This window comes from Burkholderia sp. RF7-non_BP4, assembly GCF_001521935.1.
GTDB classification, from domain to species: Bacteria; Pseudomonadota; Gammaproteobacteria; order Burkholderiales; family Burkholderiaceae; genus Burkholderia; species Burkholderia diffusa.
Genome location: NZ_LOTA01000095.1, coordinates 265,328 through 282,892 on the forward strand (window position 1 = coordinate 265,328; position 17,565 = coordinate 282,892).

The window sequence follows — 17,565 nt, forward strand, 5'->3', positions numbered from 1 at the left end:
CGCGCCTCTGTAGGAAACCTCCTACAAGACTTCCCTCTCACCTACTCCAACTTCAATTCCGGCTGATTTTCTTGACGTTGCGCAACATCCATACTGCACATCAAGAAAAACGAACAAACGCGCCTCCCGGAGCCAAGGCAGCATCATCGACGAGACCGGTGTATCGGTCTCCCGGCGCGTCCGATGGGGCTTTCCCGACAGGAAGGCGGCAGACACCAAGGCCGCCGGTACAACGGTCAGCGCGACCCCGCCCGACGGCGAACCGCAGCTGCCCCCGAACTGGAGCCGATCATGCACAGCAGTGCCGAAGTCTCGACGACCATGCCGTTGCGCACGTTCATCCCGCTGCATCCCGTCGAACCGACGGATCAGCCCAAGCGCGCCGCGTCCCGCTGTTCGACGTGTGCATTGCGTACCGTCTGCCTGCCGCCCGATCTTTCGCCCGACGATTTCGCACGCGTCGACGCGATGATCTGCACGACGCGTCACGTCCGGCGCGGCGAAACGCTGTTTCGGGCGGGCGACGCATTCAACAGCATCTATGCAGTGAGAACCGGATCGTTCAAGACCATCGTGATGCATCGCGACGGCGACGAGCAGATCACCGGCTTCCAGATCGTCGGCGAATCGCTCGGGCTCGATGGCGTGCACACCGGGCACCACAACGGCGACGCGATCGCGCTCGAGGACAGCACGGTCTGCATCATCCCGTTCGGCCAGCTCGAGCAGATGTGCCGCGAAGTGCGGCCGATGCAGCATCACGTGTATCAGATGATGAGCGGCGAGATCGTGCGCGAATCGTCCCAGATGCTGCTGCTCGGCACGATGAGCGCCGAGCAGCGCGTGGCCGCGTTCCTGCTGAATCTTTCCGCGCGCTTCAAGGCGCGCGGCTACTCGGCCGCGGAATTCGTGCTGCGGATGACGCGCGACGAGATCGGCGAATATCTCGGCATGAAGCTCGAAACGGTCAGTCGCATGCTGTCGAAGTTCCAGCACAAGGGGCTCGTCGCGGCGCAAGGCAAGCAGATCCGGATCGTCGATTCGGACGGCCTGCGACAGATCTGAGCGCGCCGCGAAGCCGTCGAGCGGATCAACCGCGCATGCCCAGCACGGCGGCGCCCGATATGCGCCCGCCGCGCAGGTCGTCGAGTGCGCGGTTCGCATCGGTCAGCGCGTAGCGCACCGCCTCGACCCGCAGCGGCGTCGCGGCAGCGATCCGCATGAATTCGACCGCGTCCGCACGCGTCAGGTTGGCCACCGACGCGATGCGGCGCTCGCCCCACAGCCACGCGTACGGAAAGCCCGGGATGTCGCTCATGTGAATGCCGCCGCACACGACGATCCCGCCTTTGTCGACCGCGCGCAGGGCGGCCGGCACCAGTGCGCCCACCGGCGCGAAAATCAGCGCGGCATCGAGCGGCTCCGGCGGTGCTTCGTCGCTGCCCCCTGCCCACGCGGCGCCCAGCGACAGCGCGAGCTGCTGCGCCGCCGTGTCGCCGGGCTTCGTCAGCGCGAACACCTTGCGTCCTTCGAAATGCGCGACCTGCGCGACGAGATGGGCCGCCGCGCCGAAACCGTAGATGCCGATGCGACGCGCGTCGCCCGCCATGCGCAAGGTTCGATAGCCGATCAGGCCGGCGCACAGGAGCGGCGCGGCTTCCAGGTCGGAATAGCGTTGCGGCAGATGCACGCAATAGCGGTGATCGGCGACCGCGCACTCGGCGTAGCCGCCGTCGATCGTATAGCCGGTGAATCCGGGGCTGTCGCACAGGTTCTCGCGACCGGACGCGCAGTACGCGCAATGCCCGCACGTCGAGCCCAGCCAGGGCACGCCCACCCGGTCGCCCACGGCGAAGCCCGTCACGCCTTCGCCCAGCCGGCGCACCGTTCCGACGATTTCGTGCCCTGGAATCAGCGGCAGCTTCGGGTGCGCGAGCTCGCCGTCGACGACGTGCAGATCGGTCCGGCATACGCCGCATGCGTGTACGTCGATCAGCAGCTGGCCCGCCGCGGGCGACGGATCCGGCACGCGGGCTTCGCGCAATTGCGGTGTCGTGCCGTCAAACATCATCGCAAGCATGCTCGTCTCCCTGCGCGACGGGTGTCGCGCGCTTCGCTTCCAAGGCTAGTCGCCCGGCCCCGCCCGCGGTTGGCCCGATGACGGGCGCTTGACGTGCGTCAACGGCCGCCGAACGGTTGCTGACACGATGAAGTGGCGAGACGCCGCCCGCGCGGCAACCTGGAGATGATCGATGATATCCGTTCCCCCGCTTGCCGCAAGCGCCCATCCCGACCAGCAGTTGAGGGAGTTGCTGGGCTACGCGGTGCTGGCTCCGTCCAGCCACAATTCCCAGCCGTGGCGCTTCCTGGTCAACGGCGCAACGATTTCCGTGTGCGCGGACCGCGTTCGCGCATTGCCCGTCGTCGATCCGTTCGATCGCGAGCTGATCATCAGCTGCGGCGCGGCGTTGCTCAACCTGCGCGTCGCGCTCGATCACGCCGGGCTCGCGCATACGATCAGCACGTTTCCTTCCGAAGTCGACCCCGATCTCCTTGCGACGGTCCGGGTCTGCGACGACGGCTATTCCGATGCGTCGCTCGGCGCGCTGTTCGATGCGATTCCGGACCGCGTCACGACGCGCGCCCCGTTCGAATCGACGGCCGTGCCCGAGGAAATCCAGCATGAACTGATCGCGGCCGGCGTCGCGGAAGGCGCCGACGTCGCGTGCGTCGACTCGATCGCGCATCGCGCACGTGTCGCGGAGCTGGTCGCCGAGGCCGACCGCCAGCAGTTCTCGGACCCGCGCTTCCGGCGCGAGCTGGCGAGCTGGATCGATCCGCGCCGGCATGTCGACGGCATGCCCGCCTTCGCGGCCGGCGTGCCGACCTTGCTGGACTTCGCCGCGCCCGTCGTGACGATGGCGGTACGGACCTTCGATCTCGGCAACGGGCTGGCCGCGCTGCATCACCAGCTCGTCGGCGCATCGCCGTTGATCGTGTGCATCGGGACCGTGCGCGACGATCGCGAAGCGTGGCTCGCCGCCGGCCAGGCGCTGGAGCGCATCCTGCTCGTCGCGACGCGCGCGGGCTACACCGCGTCGTACCTGAACCAGCCGATCGAGACGGCCGGGTTGCGCGCGCATTTGCGCCACATGCTCGGGCTGCGCGGCGAGCCGCAGTTGCTGCTGCGCGTCGGGCGCGGTCCGCATACGCCGCATTCGCCGCGTCGCCCGCTCGACGAAGTGGTCTCCTTCTCCTGATCTCGACAAGGAAACGAACATGAGCATCATGCGTTGCGCCGCCCTCTGCGCGATTGCGCTGACAGCCGGCACGGCCGCCGCGCAGACGACCGTGCCCGAGCCGACCGAACTCGTCAACGCGCAGCACTGCATGTTCTGTCATACGCCGGACATGACGTTCCTCGGGCCGTCGTTTCACGAGATCGCCGAGCGCTATCGCGGCGATCCGCATGCCGCCGCGGAGCTGGAACGCAAGCTGCGCGTCGGCGGCCGCGTGCACTGGGGCGACACGCCGATGCCGTCGGCCATCGATCGCGGCGGGCCGCTGTCTCGCGACGACGCGCATCTGCTCGTGCAATGGGTGTTGAGCCAGTGACCGTCGCGCGGCGCTTCCTTTGATGTCGACACCCATCAAACGCGCTTCCGCGGGCACGGCAAAAGGCACCGCACGCCGCCGTCCCGCCCCCGTCGCGACGATCGCGAAGGCGCGCGGCAAACGGCTGCGCACGCGGCCCGATGCCATCGTCCGCAAGGACGGCGTCAAGGCCATCCCGCGCCGTGCGCGGCGCGTCACCCAAAGCCCGAACCGCCCCCCGGCCGACGACGACGCGGCCCTTCTGCGGGGTTCCGGCATGCGCGGCATCCGGCTGCAATTCGATTACTGGAAAGCCGAGGAGCGCCTGCAGAACGAACGGATCGGCCATGCGGTCGTGATTTACGGCAGCACGCGCATCGTCGCGCCATCGGTCGCCAACGCGCGGCTGGATGAGGCCAATCGCCTGCTCGCGGAGCGTCCGTACGACCCGAGCCGGCGGCGCGCCGTCACGATCGCCAGCCGGCTCGTCGAATACAGCGTGTATTACCGCGTCGCGCGCGAGTTCGGCCGCATCGTCGCCCATGCCGACCGGTGCACACGCACCGCGCGGCTCGCTATCGTCACCGGCGGCGGCCCCGGCATCATGGAAGCCGCCAACCGCGGCGCCTACGAGCGCGGCGCCCCGAGCATCGGCTTCAATATCGAACTGCCGCGCGAACAGGCGCCGAATCCGTACATCACGCCGGATCTCCACTTCCGGTTCCACTATTTCGCGATCCGCAAGCTGCATCTGCTCGAACGCGCGAAAGCGGCCGTCTTCTTCCCCGGCGGCTACGGCACGTTCGACGAGTTGTTCGAGGTGCTGACCCTGCTGCAGACGCGCAAGATCGCGCCGCTGCCGGTCATCCTCGTCGGCGAGGCGTACTGGCGCCGCGCGGTCGACCTGGCGTTTCTCGCGGACGAAGGGATGATCGACCGCCGCGATCTGGAACTGTTCACGTATTGCGAATCGGCCGCGGCGATCTGGCACGCGATCGGAAGCTGGTATGCGCGGCGCCGGGAACGCGCGCCGGCGCGCTGCAAGGCGCCGGCAAAGCCACGCACGGTGTAGGAATCCGCCGACGAAGCGGGCGCGATTCCTACCGCGACTTCGGGGCCGGCTGATTGAATCGGGGGCGCGCGGCAACGATACTGGAATCACGGATACCGGCCCACCGGCACACCGATCGCACAACAACCAGGAGAGACGTCATGTCACACGCCGACTATCGTTCCGATTCGGGGATGCGGGCCGCCACATCCGACACGTCCGACCCCGCCGCGCTCGACACGGTGGCACTCGTCGCGCTCGCCCGAGACGCCGGCATGCTGGTGATACTCGACGGGCAGATCGGGCGCGAGCGGTACGAAAGCGTGACCGGATCGATCGCCACGCTGGCCCGCTTCGCCCAGGCGTTGCAGCTTTCCACGGTCAAGGTCGCGTGATGCCTGGCGTGGTGGCGTCGAGCCTCGGTAGCCGTCGCCGGCGCGACGGCCCCTGTCGCTGCGCGGTTTCGCGCATCCATGCGGGGGTGGCCACATTCCGATGAGCGCCTGCCTGTCGGGGCACGGCAACCCTTTCGCCCCGACCTTTCAGCGATGAAGCCGCGATGAACCGCCCGCTATCCGGACGGATCGTCCGCATGCTCCCGGGCGTCGCGCTGCTCACGCACTATCGGCACGCGTGGCTTTCTCGCGACCTCTACGCGGGGCTCGCGCTTTCCGCCGTCCTGGTGCCGGTCGGCATGAGTTATGCGCAGGCGGCCGGGCTGCCCGCCATCACGGGCCTCTATGCGTCGATCGCGGCATTGCTCGCCTATGCGCTGCTCGGCCCGAGCCGGATCCTCGTTCTCGGCCCGGATTCCGCGCTGGCAGCCCTGATCGCGGGCGCCATCGCCCCGCTCGCCGCCCATGATCCGCAGCGCGCAATCGCGCTTTCCGGCGCGCTGGCGCTGTCCGCCGGCGCGATCTGCATCCTGCTCGGCGCGCTTGGCCTCGGCTTCGTCACCGATTTGCTGTCGCGCCCGATCCAGTACGGTTACCTGAACGGCATCGCCATCGCGCTCGTGGTCGGTCGGCTGCCCGAACTGTTCGGCATGCCGGTGTCGGGCAACGACGTGTTTTCCAGCGTGACGCGCATCGCGCATGCCTTCGTCGACGGCCGTTTTTCCCTCTCGGCCGGTCTGCTCGGCGTCGCGGTGCTGGCGTCCATATTCCTGATCAAACGCGTGACGCCGCGCTGGCCCGCGATATTGATCGCCGTGCTGGCGGCCACGCTCGTCGCTCGCCTGTCGCCGTTGCACGGCGTCGCGACGGTCGGCGCGTTGCCGGCCGGCTTGCCTGTCCCGCGCCTGCCGGCCGTCTCGCTGGCCGACGTGGGCGCACTCGCATCCGGCGCGATCGCGGTGGCGCTGGTGTCGTTCGCCGACATCAGCATGCTGTCGCGCGCGCTTTCCGCACGGGCGGGCGACGCGCCGGACCGCAACCAGGAACTGATCGCACTGGGCGCGGCCAATCTGCTCGCCGGCGTGACGCAGGGCTGCGCGGTCAGCAGCAGCGCGTCCCGCACGCCGGTCGCGATCGCCGCGGGCGCGCAAAGCCAGGTCACGAATGTCGTCGCGGCCGCGTGCATCGCGATTCTGCTCGTTGCGGCGCCGATGCTGCTCACGTTCGTCCCGCGCACGGCACTGGCCGCTGTCGTGATCTATGCGGCGTTCGGCATCGCCGACGTGCGCGGCGTCGTGCGGCTATACCGGATGCGCCGCGGCGAATGCCTGATTTCGATGCTGTGTTTCGCCGGCGTGATCGCCATGGGCGTCGTGCCCGGCATCCTGCTGGCCAGCGCGCTGTCGCTGCTGTCGTTCGTCTGGCGGGCCTGGCATCCGTACGACGCGGTGCTGGGCCGGCTGACGGGCGTGCGCGGCTATCACGACGTCGCGCGGCATCCTGAAGCCGAGCAAACACCGGGGCTCGTGCTGTTTCGCTGGGACGCGCCGCTCTTCTACGCGAACGTCGAGATCTTCTGCGAGCATCTGGACGCCGCGATCGCACGCGCGGCGGGCCCGGTCACGCGCGTCGTGGTCGCCGCCGAGCCCGTCACCGACATCGACGTCAGCGCCGCGGATCGGCTCGTGGCGCTGCACGAGGAACTCGGGGAACGCGGCATCGCGATGAATTTCGCGGAGATGAAGGGGCCGGTGAAGGATCGCCTGCGCGCCTACGGTTTGTTCGACGTGTTCGGCGCGGCCAGCTTCTTTCCGACCGTGACCGACGCGGTTGCCCGTCACGTTCGGCGGCCGGAACAACATGCGCGTGCGTGCAAGAAAAAGCGTGCGCGGCGTTGGCGCGTCTCGCACAAGACGCGGTAGACGACCGCGGCACGCATCGGCGCGGCGATCGCCGTACCGCGCATCGCGCGACGGAACCGGTGCCTTCGCCGGTCTGCCCCGTCAACCGGTTCAGACCGTGAAGGTATTCGACTTCTTCATCTCGATCCACGTCATCCCGGCGCGCAGCGCGTCGATCGCGGCTTCGCGCTCGGTTGCATGTGTCCTGCAGTGCGAAAACGTCCGCTCGCAAATGCCGTCCGGCGATTTGAGCGTGACGTGGATCCGGCAGTGGAAGCCGCCGGATTCGGCCGCGATCGTCTCGATCGCGACCGACCAGTCCGCTTCGTGAAGTTCGCCCGAAAGTGTCATCCGACTGCCCTCCTGGGTCTCCTTGGACCGCCCATCCGGCTGCCGGACTTACTCGACCACCAGGTCGTCGACGACGGCACGCACGCCGCGCGCGGACCACGCGGCACCGCGCACGGCCTTGCGCTCGGAGAACGAGCCGACCTTGCCGGACAGCCGCACGGTGCCGTCGTGCACGTCGATCGCGATGTGCTTCGCCTCGCGCTCCGCGTGACGCATGATCGCGCGCTTGATGTTCCCGCCGATGTCGTCCGCACCGACCGTCCCCTGCACCGCGATGTGGTCGGTCACGCCCGTCACGCTGCGCATCTGCGAGATCGCGCGCACGGCCAGGTGGCTCTGGTACGCCCAGTCGACCTTGCCGGACAACGTGATCCAGCCGCGTTCGACCTGCACCTTGACCGCGTCGTCATGCAGCCCGACCGTCCAGTGCAGCACCGAGCGCACCGCTTTGGCGATGTCTTCGTCGGTGCGCACGTCGTCGTCCGGCAGATGCACGGTCATGTCCACGACGAGCGCCTTGACACCGGCCACGCGGTTCGCCGCGCGCTCGATCGCCAGCTTCTCCGCGTAGCTCGGCGGGTGCCCCGAAAGCGTCACGATCCGGTCGGTCACCTCGACGCCGATGCGCGTCGAATCGATCGACGGGTCGGACTCCAGTTCGTCCTGGACATCCTGCTTCAACTGCTTGTCGGTTTTCATCGTCTGCTCTCCTGTGAGCCGCGGCGTGCCTGTCCGCCGCACATAGCCAGATTTGCACACGCGCGGCGTCCGGGCGCTGATGCAGGTCAACGGATGCCGCGCGCCGCACGTCGTGGCCGTCCGGTGCGCCGCTTGACGGAAGTCAAGCCGCGACGGACCGGCCGTCTTATCGTGAAATCGCCGATGCGCGACGCTCCCGGCACGCGCAATCACGCTTCAAGGAGACTCGAATGACCGAACAGCAGCTGTTGACCTATTCGCCGGCGCCCGTGATGCAGCCGGCGTCGCCCGAGGGCGAGTCGCCGGCGATCGTCGACCTGCCGCGCCCGATGCTCGACAACGACGTGCCGCTGATGGCGGCGCTCGCGACCCGAATGAGCTCCCGCGAATTCGCCGCCACACCGCTCCCGCCGATGACGCTCGGCACGATGCTGTGGGCGGCCGACGGCATCAACCGCCCGGCGAGCGGCGGCCGGACGGCGCCGTCCGCGCACGCATTCAATGAAATCGACATCTACGTCGCGCTGCCCTACGGCGTCTATCGCTACGATGCGCCCGCGCACCGGCTCGTGCTGAAACACGCGGTCGATGCGCGCAACCTCACGGGCTATCAGGATTTCGTCGGCCGCGCGCCGCTGGATCTCGTCTACGTCGTCCGGACGGCCGCGATACTCGACATGCCGCCGCAGCAGCGCGACGTGTTCTCGGCGATCGCGGCGGGCGCCATCGCGCAGAACGTTTCGCTGTATTGCGCGGCGGCCGGCCTCGGAACGGTCGTGCGCGGCTGGATCAATCACCGCACGCTCGCCGACGCGTTGCGACTGAACGAGGACGAGTTGCCGATCCTCGCGCAGACGGTCGGCTATCGGCCCGGCAGTACGCCATTGCATGCGTGACGCGCAGATTCGATCGCGCCAACGACATGGCGCGCGGATCGCTCCGCGCGCCGGATCCTCCCGATGGGCGATGCGTGCCTGCATCGCCCGTTGCCCGCCGTCCGATCAGCTGATCGTGAGTTTCTTCTGCCCGACCGGCGCCTTCTTGGGCAGCGTCAGCGACAACACGCCATCCTGATACGTCGCCGTCGCGTTGGCATCGTCGATGTCGCCGGACAGCGAGAACGAGCGGCTGATCGCACCGCTGTAGCGCTCGCGCCGGATCACGCGCTCGCCGTCCTTCTGTTCGCTTTTGCGCTCGATCTTCGCGTTGATCGATACGGTATTCCCCGTCACCTGGACGTCGATGTCGTCCTTTGCGACGCCCGGCAGTTCCGCGTTGACGGTGTACGCCTTGTCGTTTTCGGTGACGTCGATCTTCATCGACGCAAGATCGGGCTCGTCTGCCAGCGCCATGCCGCGCAGCGGCCTGAACAGCCCCTGGAACAGGTCGGATACGGGTTCGATCGAAAACGGATCGTAACGCGTCATGTTGCTCATGGTTCGTACTCCTCATACGGTGACAGACGACCGGCGCTTTCGTCCCGACAGCATCGGCCGCAATGAAGATCGGATGGCGCGACACCACATGCCGCGCATGGGACGAATGATCTTTAGGAATCCAGCGTACCCGCACGCCCCGGCACGCGCTTGATGCGCGTCAAGGGCGGCGGCCGATCACGTACAGAACCGGAAATGGCCGCTGTGCAGCAGGATCGGCCGTCCGCCGATTTCCTCGAGCAAGGAGCGGGCCGCGCGCTCGATGGCGGGACGATGGCGCGCGAAGGCGTCGACGAGATCCTGCTCGCGAGGCGACGCCGCGCGGAAGTGATCTTCCAGCGCCGCCGAGGTGATCGCGCAGCGCACGCGGCGCCCTTCGACGAGCGCCGGAAAGCTCAGCGCGGAATCGAGGTCGCAATACGTCGGATGTTCGGAAGGAAACGATATCTGCATGATGATCACCTGGGCGGATGATGAACAGGCCCTAGGCCACCGCGACCGTGGCGGGTGAGGTATCCTCGCCGCGCACGAGCAGGACCGGGCAACTCGATGCGCGAAGGAAGCGTTCGGCGACGCTGCCGAGCACCAGCCGCCGGACACCGCGCCGACCGTGCGTGCCGATCACGGCCAGATCGATCGCATGATCGACGACGTAGCGCTGCAGGCGCTCCGCGACGTCCTGGCCGAATTCGGTCTCGATGACTTCCGTCTCGCCGTTGACGGCGGCGCGCGAGATCGTCCGGTCGGCGTCTCGCAGGATCGCGGCGCCATGGCGCCGGATCTCGTCGAGCAAGGCTTCCGGCTCCATGCGGCCGCCGTAGACGAACAGCGTGGATTTGTCGACGACGAACACGGCAAACAGGCGGGCGCCGCATAACCTGGCCATCCTGAGACCTTCGTCGAGCGCCCGATTCGCCGAAGGACTCCCGTCCGTGGCAACCATGATATTCGTGTACATGCGAACCTCGCTGATGAACCGACGCGCCGGCGGCGTTCGGATTCGCTTCCATCATCGGTGCTTGCCGCGAGCAGGCGTTGACGGAAGTCAACGGTTCGGGGCCGCTACGAAACCGGCACGAGAAGAAACCGGCGGCCGTTGGCCGGCATCCGGACGACCGCGAAACGAGACGCCGCATTGCCGAGAACTGACGGCATTCGCCGCTAGCCCGGCGACTTCTCGTCCGACCGGAAACCTTGCTCGATATCGAGGATCTTCCGGGCGCACACATCGTATTGCCATCCCGGGCCGCCGTTGCTGTCATACATGCCCTTGCACATCGCCTTGAGCCGGATCACCGAGCCGCCGCCGCCCGATTCCGTGCGTGACGCCCAGAGATAGACTTCTCCGGCCAGATACGGCTGCGCCGTTTCGATCCGGTCCGTGCCCAGTCGCGTGATTCGGGTCGACGAATGATCCTGGACATAGCGCCGCGTGCGGCTCCATGCCCGGTCGCAGTCGGACGGCGTCGAGCACTGCAGCGTTGCGGCCTGACGCATCGCAAGCAGGCGCGTTTCCATCGCCCTGAAGGTCTCGGTTCGCTCTGCCCCGGCACATGCGCCCAGCGCGAGGAGCACGCTCATCGCCAACGCCCGTTGTTTCATCGTCAATGCCTCGCCAGGCCGTGAATGCCGCACATGGTTACGCGCGGCTTCGCGCCGACGCTGCAATCGACTGTATTGCCGCCCCGGCGAATGCGGTTGACCTGCATCAAGCGCCCTCTCGCGCGGCGCGCTTGACTGGCATCAACTCGGAAAACGCCTTGGTCGGTTGCAATAAGATCCGTCGAGTCGGCCATTCCCGGCCTGCCAGCCGGATCAGGCAACATCGGGCAGACGAGAACGTGCACGCTCGTCTCGAATCCAACCCGCCGGGTGCGACAACGCTTTCGTATGCGCGCCCCGTATAACCGATCCGTTCATCATGTCCCGAGCGCCGCATGTCCCGTTCGCGCTGAATCGCGGAAATGCACGACGAAAGTCGACGCAATTCGATCGCGCAATGCGCCGACCCGCCACCTATCCCCACCCCGCGGGCCGGATCGAGCGGATCGAAACCCATCTGTCCGTCGTTTATCTGGCCGGGCGCTATGCGTACAAGCGCATCAAGCCGGTGCACTTCGCCTTCGTCGATCTGATGCGGCCTGAAGAGCGGCGCCGCTGCGCGCTCGCGGAGTGCACGCTCAATCGGCCGTTCGCCGGCCCGTTGTACCTGGGTGTCTGGCCGCTCGTCGCGCACGGCCGGCGATGCGCGTTCGCCGCACCGGTGCCGACCGGCGGGCGCCGGCGCCGGCAGCAGACCGCGTCGGGCGAGTACGTGGTGCGCATGCGCCGATTCGACGCGCGGGCGATGTTGTCGGTGCGCAGCGCATCGCGCGACGACGGTCTGGCGGATGCCGATGCCCTCGCCGATACGCTGGCCCGCCATCATCTGCACGCGCCGCGCCGGGCGCCGCGCGGCCATCCCGGCAGCGCGGCGAGCGTCGCGGCCCAGTGCCGGCCGTTGCTCGACACGCTCGACGTCACGGTGCCGGACGAAGCCGCGCTGCGCGCGTGGTACGACGCCGAACTGACCCGCATCGCACCGCTGTTCGCCGATCGGCATGCGCGCGGTTTCGTGCGCGCGTGTCACGGCGACCTGCATCTCGAGAACGTCGTGCGCTGGCGGAACCGGATCCTGATGTTCGACTGCATCGAATTCGACGACGCGCTGCGCTGGATCGACGTGGTGAGCGATCTCGCGTTCGCGCTGATGGATTTCTCCGCTCACGGACGCGCGGATTGCGCCCACCGCCTCCTTTCCGGCTGGCTGGCACGCACGGGCGATCATGCGGCACTGGGCGTGCTGCCGTGCTACTTCGTCTACCGTGCGCTGGTGCGCGCGCTGACCGCCCGGCTGCGCGGCGACGAAGCGGCGCGTGCCGGCTATCTGCGCGTCGCGTCGGCGATGGCCGATGCGCGACGCGATGCGCCACCGGCGTTGCTCCTGTGTCACGGGGTGTCCGGGTCGGGCAAATCGGTGGCCAGCCGTGCGCTGGCCGCGCAACTCGGTGCGATCCGGTTGTCCAGCGACGTCGAGCGCAAGCGCCTGGCCGGCACATCGACCGACACCCGCCTGTCCCCCGGCGCCTATTCGGACACCGCGATCGACGAGATCTACGCAACGCTGCTTTCGGAGGCTCGCGTGGTTCTCGACAGCGGCTACACGGCGATCGTCGATGCGACGTTCCTGCGCCAGCACAACCGGACGGCGTTCATCGCCCTCGCCGCACGGCTCGGCGTACGCGTCGCGATGCTCGATTTCACCGCGAGTCCGGCAACGCTCGCCGCGCGTGTCGCGGCCCGGGCGGCACACGGACGCGATGCCTCCGATGCCGACACCGCCGTCCTGGCCCGACAGATCGAGCATGCCGACCCGCTGACCGAAGCCGAAATGGCGATCGCGATTCGTTTCGACACCGATTGCGATGCCTCGGCGTACGAAAGCCGCGCGTTCTGGGCGCCGTTGCTCGCCACGCTGCGCACGTAAGCGCGCGGGGCGCATGCCTCCGGCAAGCGGGCCGCCGCGCCGGGCGCCGGCCCCGCAACGTCACGCGCGGAAACGCTGCTCCTCGACCTGCTGCAGCTTGCCGACTTCCACGACGCCGCCCAGCAACCCCGCGAGATGCTCGACGATATCGTCGAGCGTCACGATGCCGGCGAGGCGGCCTGCATCGTCGACGACCGGCAGTCTCCGGATGCCCGAGCGGCGCATTTCCTCGAGCGCGACGCCGATCTCGTCCGTGTCGGACACGACGACAAGGCCCCTCGACATGATCTGGCCGGCCGTCACGTCGCCCGGATCGTCGCCGCGGGCCATCACCTCGATCACCAGGTCGCGGTCGGTCACCAGGCCGATCGGAATGGCTTCGCCGTTGCGGTACTCGATCACGACGATGTCGCCGACATGCGCGTGCCGCATGCGATCGGCGAGTTCAAACGCACTGCATTCGGCCGTGCACGATTCGACCGGCTGGGTACTGATTCTTCCGATGTGCATGATGAAGCTCCCGTTGCCCTTCGCGTGGACGATACGCATGCGCACCGCCCTGCGGCGACGCATGTTTCCCGAGTTCAGGGTAAGCGCGGCGTCCCGGGCAGGGTTGACGCACATCAACCTGCTGCTCGCCGTCGTGGCCGACAACGCGCGGACGAGCGCGCGTGACGCCCGGTCCCGCCGATGGCGGGCACGGTCCCTAGATGCTGAGATATCCCTGGAACAGCCACGGCGGCCCGGTTCGCTCGCCTGTCGCGCGACCGCTCGCGGCGGGCACGCAGACGCCCGAGAAACCGGGCGATCCGTCCTGCCAGAACGACGGCACGAAGGAGAATTCGCCGTTGACCGTCACGACGAAGTCGCGATTGAACTGCGACGGCGCGAAAATCGTCACTTCGTGGAAGAACGACGCGGCCTCGTCGTGCGCCGTGCTGCGCGCGGCAAGCAGCCCCCTGGAGTCATAGCGCGCCGGCAGCGTGTAGATCTTCCCGCCACGCTCGACCGCTTCCGCCGGCGTGAACACGAGTTCCACCCCCGGGTACGGCAAACGGTAAGGCTCGCGACAGATCGGGCCGTCGGGCCCGAGCGCGAGCGGCGGATGAGCCCAGAGCGAAAGCGACAGCGGGCTCGTGCGCTGGGCGAAGTATTCGGAAAGCCAGTTCATGGTCAGTCCTCCCGTGAACGGTCATTGACGTCGAGTTGCGGAGCGTATCTGCCGGATCGACGCGGTTGCGTCGACGGTTCGTCCAGCGTCGCACGCCCCGCCGCGCGACGCTTGATGCCGATCAAGCACGCGATCGACATGCGCCGCGAATGGTCAGCGGCCGAACGTGCGGGTATGGTCGTCGTAGTCGAACAGTCCCGCGTAGCGGCCCCAGTCGGTCACGACCCGCAGCGCCTGCTCCGCGCTGCGCGGATCGAGATGATCCTCGAGTTCGAGCTCGAAACGCGCGCGCGGCGCGCGATGCCCTTCGCGTTCGCCCAGCACTTCGTCGATATGTTCGGCGAGCGGCACGAACCGGACGACATGCTCGCGAAACAGACGCCGCCGGGCATCGTCGTCGCTTTGCGCGAACACGTGGCCCGCGGCACTCAGCCGGATGCTCCGGTCGTGCCATTCGGCAAACGCGAGCAGATGAAGCGCGGCCGCCGTCGAATACAGCGCGTCGGTCCGGAGCGCGAGCGCCGATGCAATCGTGCCGAGCTCCGCATGACCGTCGTATGGCGCGGCCGCGAGCGTGTCGACGAATCCGGCGAGATGGTGGCTCGACACGTCGGGCAGTTTCATGGCCAGCGCACTGCCGGTCGCTTCCCGGCCTGCCGCCGCGTCGGTGATGCGTGCGGTCAGCGTCGCATAGATCCGGCCGACGATCGCCTGGACGGCCGGATCGTGCCGACTGCGCGGACGCGGCAGCGGCACGCTCAGCGTCGCCTCGATGTGCGCCGGACCGGCGCCGAGCACCAGGATGCGATCGCACATCAGCACGGCTTCCTCGATGTTGTGCGTCACCATCAGCACCGACCGGATCGACAGCTGGTGCGCGTCCCACAGGTCGAGAAAATCCGTGCGCAGCGTTTCCGCGGTCAGCACGTCGAGCGCCGAGAACGGTTCGTCCATCAACATCAGCACGGGTTCGCTGACGAGCGCGCGGGCGAAACCGACCCGCTGACGCATGCCGCCCGACAGTTCGCGGGGAAACGCCGATTCGAACCCGTCGAGCCCGATCAGCTCGATCGCGGCGGCCGCGCGGGCGCGTGCATCGCTTGGCGCCAGACCCAGCGCGTCGAGGCCGAGCTCGACGTTCTCGATGACGGTCAGCCACGGGTACAGCGCGAAGGTCTGGAACACCACCGCGATGCCGTCGGTCGGACCGGCGAGCGGCGCACCGCGATACGTCACCGCGCCGGACGACGGCTTGACGAGCCCGCCCGCGATCCTCAGCAGCGTGGACTTGCCCGAGCCGGAGCGGCCGAGCAGCCCGAGGATCTCGCCTTCGTGCAGCGCGAGATCGATATCGGCCAGCACGTGCAGCGGCTCGCCGGACGGCTTCGTGAACGATTTGCATACGGCCCGCATTTCGAGCACGACCGCCGCCGGGTCCGAAGGCGGTGCGGCCGCGCTCGCGACATGCCCTTCCGTGTATTCGCTGAGGTTCGGCACACGGGTCTCCCGTGAGTAAATGATCGGTTGAGGGCTCAATCGAGCCGCGTGCGGCGCTCGGCGAACGCGTACATCGGGCGCCACACGAGCCGATTGGTCGCGATCACGAGCAGCGACATCACGGCGACGCCGAGCGCGATGCGCGGATAGTCGCCGGCGTCGGTCATCCGCGCGATGTAGGCGCCGAGTCCGCCGGCATCCAGGCGCGTGCTGCCCCAGCTCACGGCCTCGGCGACGATGCTCGCGTTCCATGCGCCGCCCGACGCGGTAATCGCGCCCGTCACGAAGTACGGCAGGACGCCCGGCAACATGACGTGTCGCCACCAGGTCGCCGGCCGCACGCGAAAGCATGCGGCCGCTTCGCGCAGGTCGGCCGGGAACGCGCTCGCACCGGCGATCACGTTGAACAGGACATACCATTGCGCGCCCAATATCATCAGCGGGCACAGCCAGATGTCGGGTTCGAGTCGCAGCCGCACGATCGCGAACACCGCGACCGGAAACAGCAGGTTGGCCGGAAACGCGGCGAGGAACTGCGTGACGGGCTGGATGCGGGCGGCCACGCGCGGCCGGAGGCCGATCGCGATGCCGATCGGCACCCAGATCGCCGACGCGAGCGCGACCAGCACGGTCACGCGCACGAACGTGAGCCCGCCTTCGCTTGCGACGACGCGCAGGTCCGTCCAGGTGAGCGTCGCGCGTCCGAGCCGGAACAGTTCGTACGCCGCATACGCGCATCCCGCGCCGCACAGTGCGAACCAGAGCACGTCGCCCGTGTGTCGCGGCAGCGCGACCCGGTCGCGCCATCCCGACATGAACCCGCGCAGCCGCGCGCGCGCCGCTCGTCGCAGCACCGCGCGGATCGGGCCGGCTGCACGGCCGATCCATCGCGACCGGTGGAACAGGTCGAGCATCCAGCTGCGCGACGCGACCGTGGGCGCGGCATCGCCATAGCGGAACCGTTCCGACCATGCGACCAGCGGCCTGAACAGCAACTGGTCGTACAGGACGATCGCGACGCTCATCGCGACGATCGCCCAGCCCACGGCAGCGAGGTCGCGATTCGCGATCGCCTGCGCGACGTAGGCGCCGACGCCCGGCAGGTCGACGTGCAGGTTGCCGACCGCGATCGCCTCGGACGCGACCACGAAAAACCAGCCGCCCGACATCGACATCATCGCGTTCCAGACGAGCCCCGGCATCGCGAACGGCACGTCGAGGCGCCAGAAGCGCTGCCACGCGGACAGCCGGAAGCTGCGGCTGGCCTCGTCGAGATCGAGCGGCACCGTGCGCAGCGCCTGATAGAAGCTGAACGTCATGTTCCAGGCCTGGCTGGTGAAGATCGCGAAGATCGCCGCGCACTCGGCGCCGAGGATCCGCCCGGGAAACAGCGACAGGAAGAACAGCACCGTAAACGACAGGTAGCCGAGGATCGGCACCGACTGCAACACGTCGAGCAGCGGGATCAGCACGCGCTCGGCGCGACGGCTGCGCGCCGCCGCGGTCGCGTAGACGAACGTGAAGACGATCGACGCGAGCAGTGCCGCGAACATGCGCGCGACGGTGCGCAGCGTGTAGCCGGGCAGCGCCGCGGGCGACAGCGAAATGGCCGGGGGATGCGCCACCGCGAGCGGGCCGGCCATCTGATGCGCCGAGATGCCGGCCAGCAACAGGAAACCGACCACGATCAGCATCGCGGCGAGATCCCGCCAGCCCGGCACGGGCAGCGTCCAGCGCCCGCCCCGCAATACCTCCGCATGGTGCTCCACGACGCCTCTCCCGCCGATGATGGCGGTTCATCTTCCCGGGCGGGACGGCCGGCACGCTTGACCTGCGTCAACAGCCCTGCAATGCGTGGCGCCACGATTGCAGCGAGTCCTGCCGCGCAACGGCCACCGTTCAGGAGCATCCCGATGACACCCGTTCCGGCCACGCCGTACCGCA

The 17,565-nt window shown here is 68.2% G+C and carries 19 protein-coding genes; 8 read left to right on the top strand and 11 right to left on the bottom strand.

Annotation, left to right across the window (positions count from 1 at the left end; all coding sequences use genetic code 11):
• Positions 1-291: 291 nt before the first annotated feature.
• Positions 292-1,065 carry a fumarate/nitrate reduction transcriptional regulator Fnr gene (fnr, locus tag WS49_RS31110; protein ID WP_059536637.1) on the top strand — a complete coding sequence of 258 codons (774 nt, stop codon included), beginning with the start codon at positions 292-294 and terminating at the stop codon, positions 1,063-1,065.
• Positions 1,066-1,090: 25 nt separating this feature from the next.
• On the opposite strand, the gene WS49_RS31115 is transcribed toward fnr, so the two are convergent.
• The gene (locus WS49_RS31115; protein WP_059452440.1) at positions 1,091-2,080 is read right to left on the bottom strand and encodes a zinc-dependent alcohol dehydrogenase family protein; all 990 of its coding nucleotides are present in this window, start codon (positions 2,078-2,080) and stop codon (positions 1,091-1,093) included.
• A gap of 172 nt (positions 2,081-2,252) precedes the next feature.
• Between WS49_RS31115 and WS49_RS31120 the strand changes: the two genes are divergently transcribed.
• From WS49_RS31120 to WS49_RS31140, 5 genes are all read left to right on the top strand, one after another.
• The gene (locus WS49_RS31120) at positions 2,253-3,260 is read left to right on the top strand and encodes an Acg family FMN-binding oxidoreductase (protein ID WP_059536641.1); all 1,008 of its coding nucleotides are present in this window, start codon (positions 2,253-2,255) and stop codon (positions 3,258-3,260) included.
• Between the two features lie 19 nt (positions 3,261-3,279).
• A complete protein-coding gene (locus WS49_RS31125) occupies positions 3,280-3,615 on the top strand; it encodes a c-type cytochrome (protein ID WP_059536646.1) in 336 nt (111 codons plus the stop codon).
• A gap of 22 nt (positions 3,616-3,637) precedes the next feature.
• Positions 3,638-4,666 (top strand): LOG family protein, encoded by a 1,029-nt coding sequence (locus WS49_RS31130; RefSeq protein WP_059536650.1) that lies wholly within the window; start codon positions 3,638-3,640, stop codon positions 4,664-4,666.
• 140 nt (positions 4,667-4,806) lie between these two features.
• Positions 4,807-5,040, top strand: coding sequence for a hypothetical protein (locus tag WS49_RS31135; protein WP_059536654.1), 234 nt, complete (start codon positions 4,807-4,809; stop codon positions 5,038-5,040).
• A gap of 164 nt (positions 5,041-5,204) precedes the next feature.
• Positions 5,205-6,962 carry a SulP family inorganic anion transporter gene (locus WS49_RS31140; protein WP_059536658.1) on the top strand — a complete coding sequence of 586 codons (1,758 nt, stop codon included), beginning with the start codon at positions 5,205-5,207 and terminating at the stop codon, positions 6,960-6,962.
• Between the two features lie 90 nt (positions 6,963-7,052).
• On the opposite strand, the gene WS49_RS31145 is transcribed toward WS49_RS31140, so the two are convergent.
• Complete coding sequence (locus WS49_RS31145; protein WP_059536661.1) at positions 7,053-7,292, bottom strand: hypothetical protein; 240 nt, start codon at positions 7,290-7,292, stop codon at positions 7,053-7,055.
• Positions 7,293-7,340: 48 nt separating this feature from the next.
• The gene (locus WS49_RS31150; protein ID WP_059452433.1) at positions 7,341-7,991 is read right to left on the bottom strand and encodes a BON domain-containing protein; all 651 of its coding nucleotides are present in this window, start codon (positions 7,989-7,991) and stop codon (positions 7,341-7,343) included.
• Between the two features lie 230 nt (positions 7,992-8,221).
• Here WS49_RS31150 and WS49_RS31155 point away from each other — a divergent pair, with 230 nt between their 5' ends.
• Entirely contained in the window at positions 8,222-8,887 is a 666-nt protein-coding gene (locus tag WS49_RS31155; RefSeq protein ID WP_059536665.1) for a nitroreductase family protein, read from the top strand.
• Between the two features lie 105 nt (positions 8,888-8,992).
• On the opposite strand, the gene WS49_RS31160 is transcribed toward WS49_RS31155, so the two are convergent.
• The 4 genes from WS49_RS31160 to WS49_RS31175 all read right to left on the bottom strand — a co-directional run bounded on the left by WS49_RS31160 (position 8,993) and on the right by WS49_RS31175 (position 11,029).
• Positions 8,993-9,427 carry an Hsp20/alpha crystallin family protein gene (locus tag WS49_RS31160; RefSeq protein WP_059452431.1) on the bottom strand — a complete coding sequence of 145 codons (435 nt, stop codon included), beginning with the start codon at positions 9,425-9,427 and terminating at the stop codon, positions 8,993-8,995.
• 177 nt (positions 9,428-9,604) lie between these two features.
• Complete coding sequence (locus tag WS49_RS31165; protein ID WP_059452516.1) at positions 9,605-9,880, bottom strand: DUF1488 domain-containing protein; 276 nt, start codon at positions 9,878-9,880, stop codon at positions 9,605-9,607.
• Between the two features lie 31 nt (positions 9,881-9,911).
• On the bottom strand, positions 9,912-10,385 hold the full coding sequence (locus WS49_RS31170; RefSeq protein WP_059536668.1) for a universal stress protein: 474 nt from the start codon (positions 10,383-10,385) through the stop codon (positions 9,912-9,914).
• Positions 10,386-10,588: 203 nt separating this feature from the next.
• Complete coding sequence (locus WS49_RS31175; protein WP_059536673.1) at positions 10,589-11,029, bottom strand: hypothetical protein; 441 nt, start codon at positions 11,027-11,029, stop codon at positions 10,589-10,591.
• Positions 11,030-11,348: 319 nt separating this feature from the next.
• Between WS49_RS31175 and WS49_RS31185 the strand changes: the two genes are divergently transcribed.
• Entirely contained in the window at positions 11,349-12,953 is a 1,605-nt protein-coding gene (locus tag WS49_RS31185; RefSeq protein WP_059536679.1) for a bifunctional aminoglycoside phosphotransferase/ATP-binding protein, read from the top strand.
• 60 nt (positions 12,954-13,013) lie between these two features.
• On the opposite strand, the gene WS49_RS31190 is transcribed toward WS49_RS31185, so the two are convergent.
• The 4 genes from WS49_RS31190 to WS49_RS31205 form a co-directional block, all read right to left on the bottom strand.
• Positions 13,014-13,463 (bottom strand): CBS domain-containing protein, encoded by a 450-nt coding sequence (locus WS49_RS31190; protein WP_059452515.1) that lies wholly within the window; start codon positions 13,461-13,463, stop codon positions 13,014-13,016.
• Between the two features lie 196 nt (positions 13,464-13,659).
• On the bottom strand, positions 13,660-14,124 hold the full coding sequence (locus WS49_RS31195) for a hypothetical protein (protein WP_059452427.1): 465 nt from the start codon (positions 14,122-14,124) through the stop codon (positions 13,660-13,662).
• A gap of 153 nt (positions 14,125-14,277) precedes the next feature.
• Positions 14,278-15,537, bottom strand: coding sequence for an ABC transporter ATP-binding protein (locus WS49_RS31200; RefSeq protein ID WP_059452514.1), 1,260 nt, complete (start codon positions 15,535-15,537; stop codon positions 14,278-14,280).
• 119 nt (positions 15,538-15,656) lie between these two features.
• The gene (locus WS49_RS31205) at positions 15,657-17,390 is read right to left on the bottom strand and encodes an ABC transporter permease (RefSeq protein WP_059536684.1); all 1,734 of its coding nucleotides are present in this window, start codon (positions 17,388-17,390) and stop codon (positions 15,657-15,659) included.
• Positions 17,391-17,565: the final 175 nt, after the last annotated feature.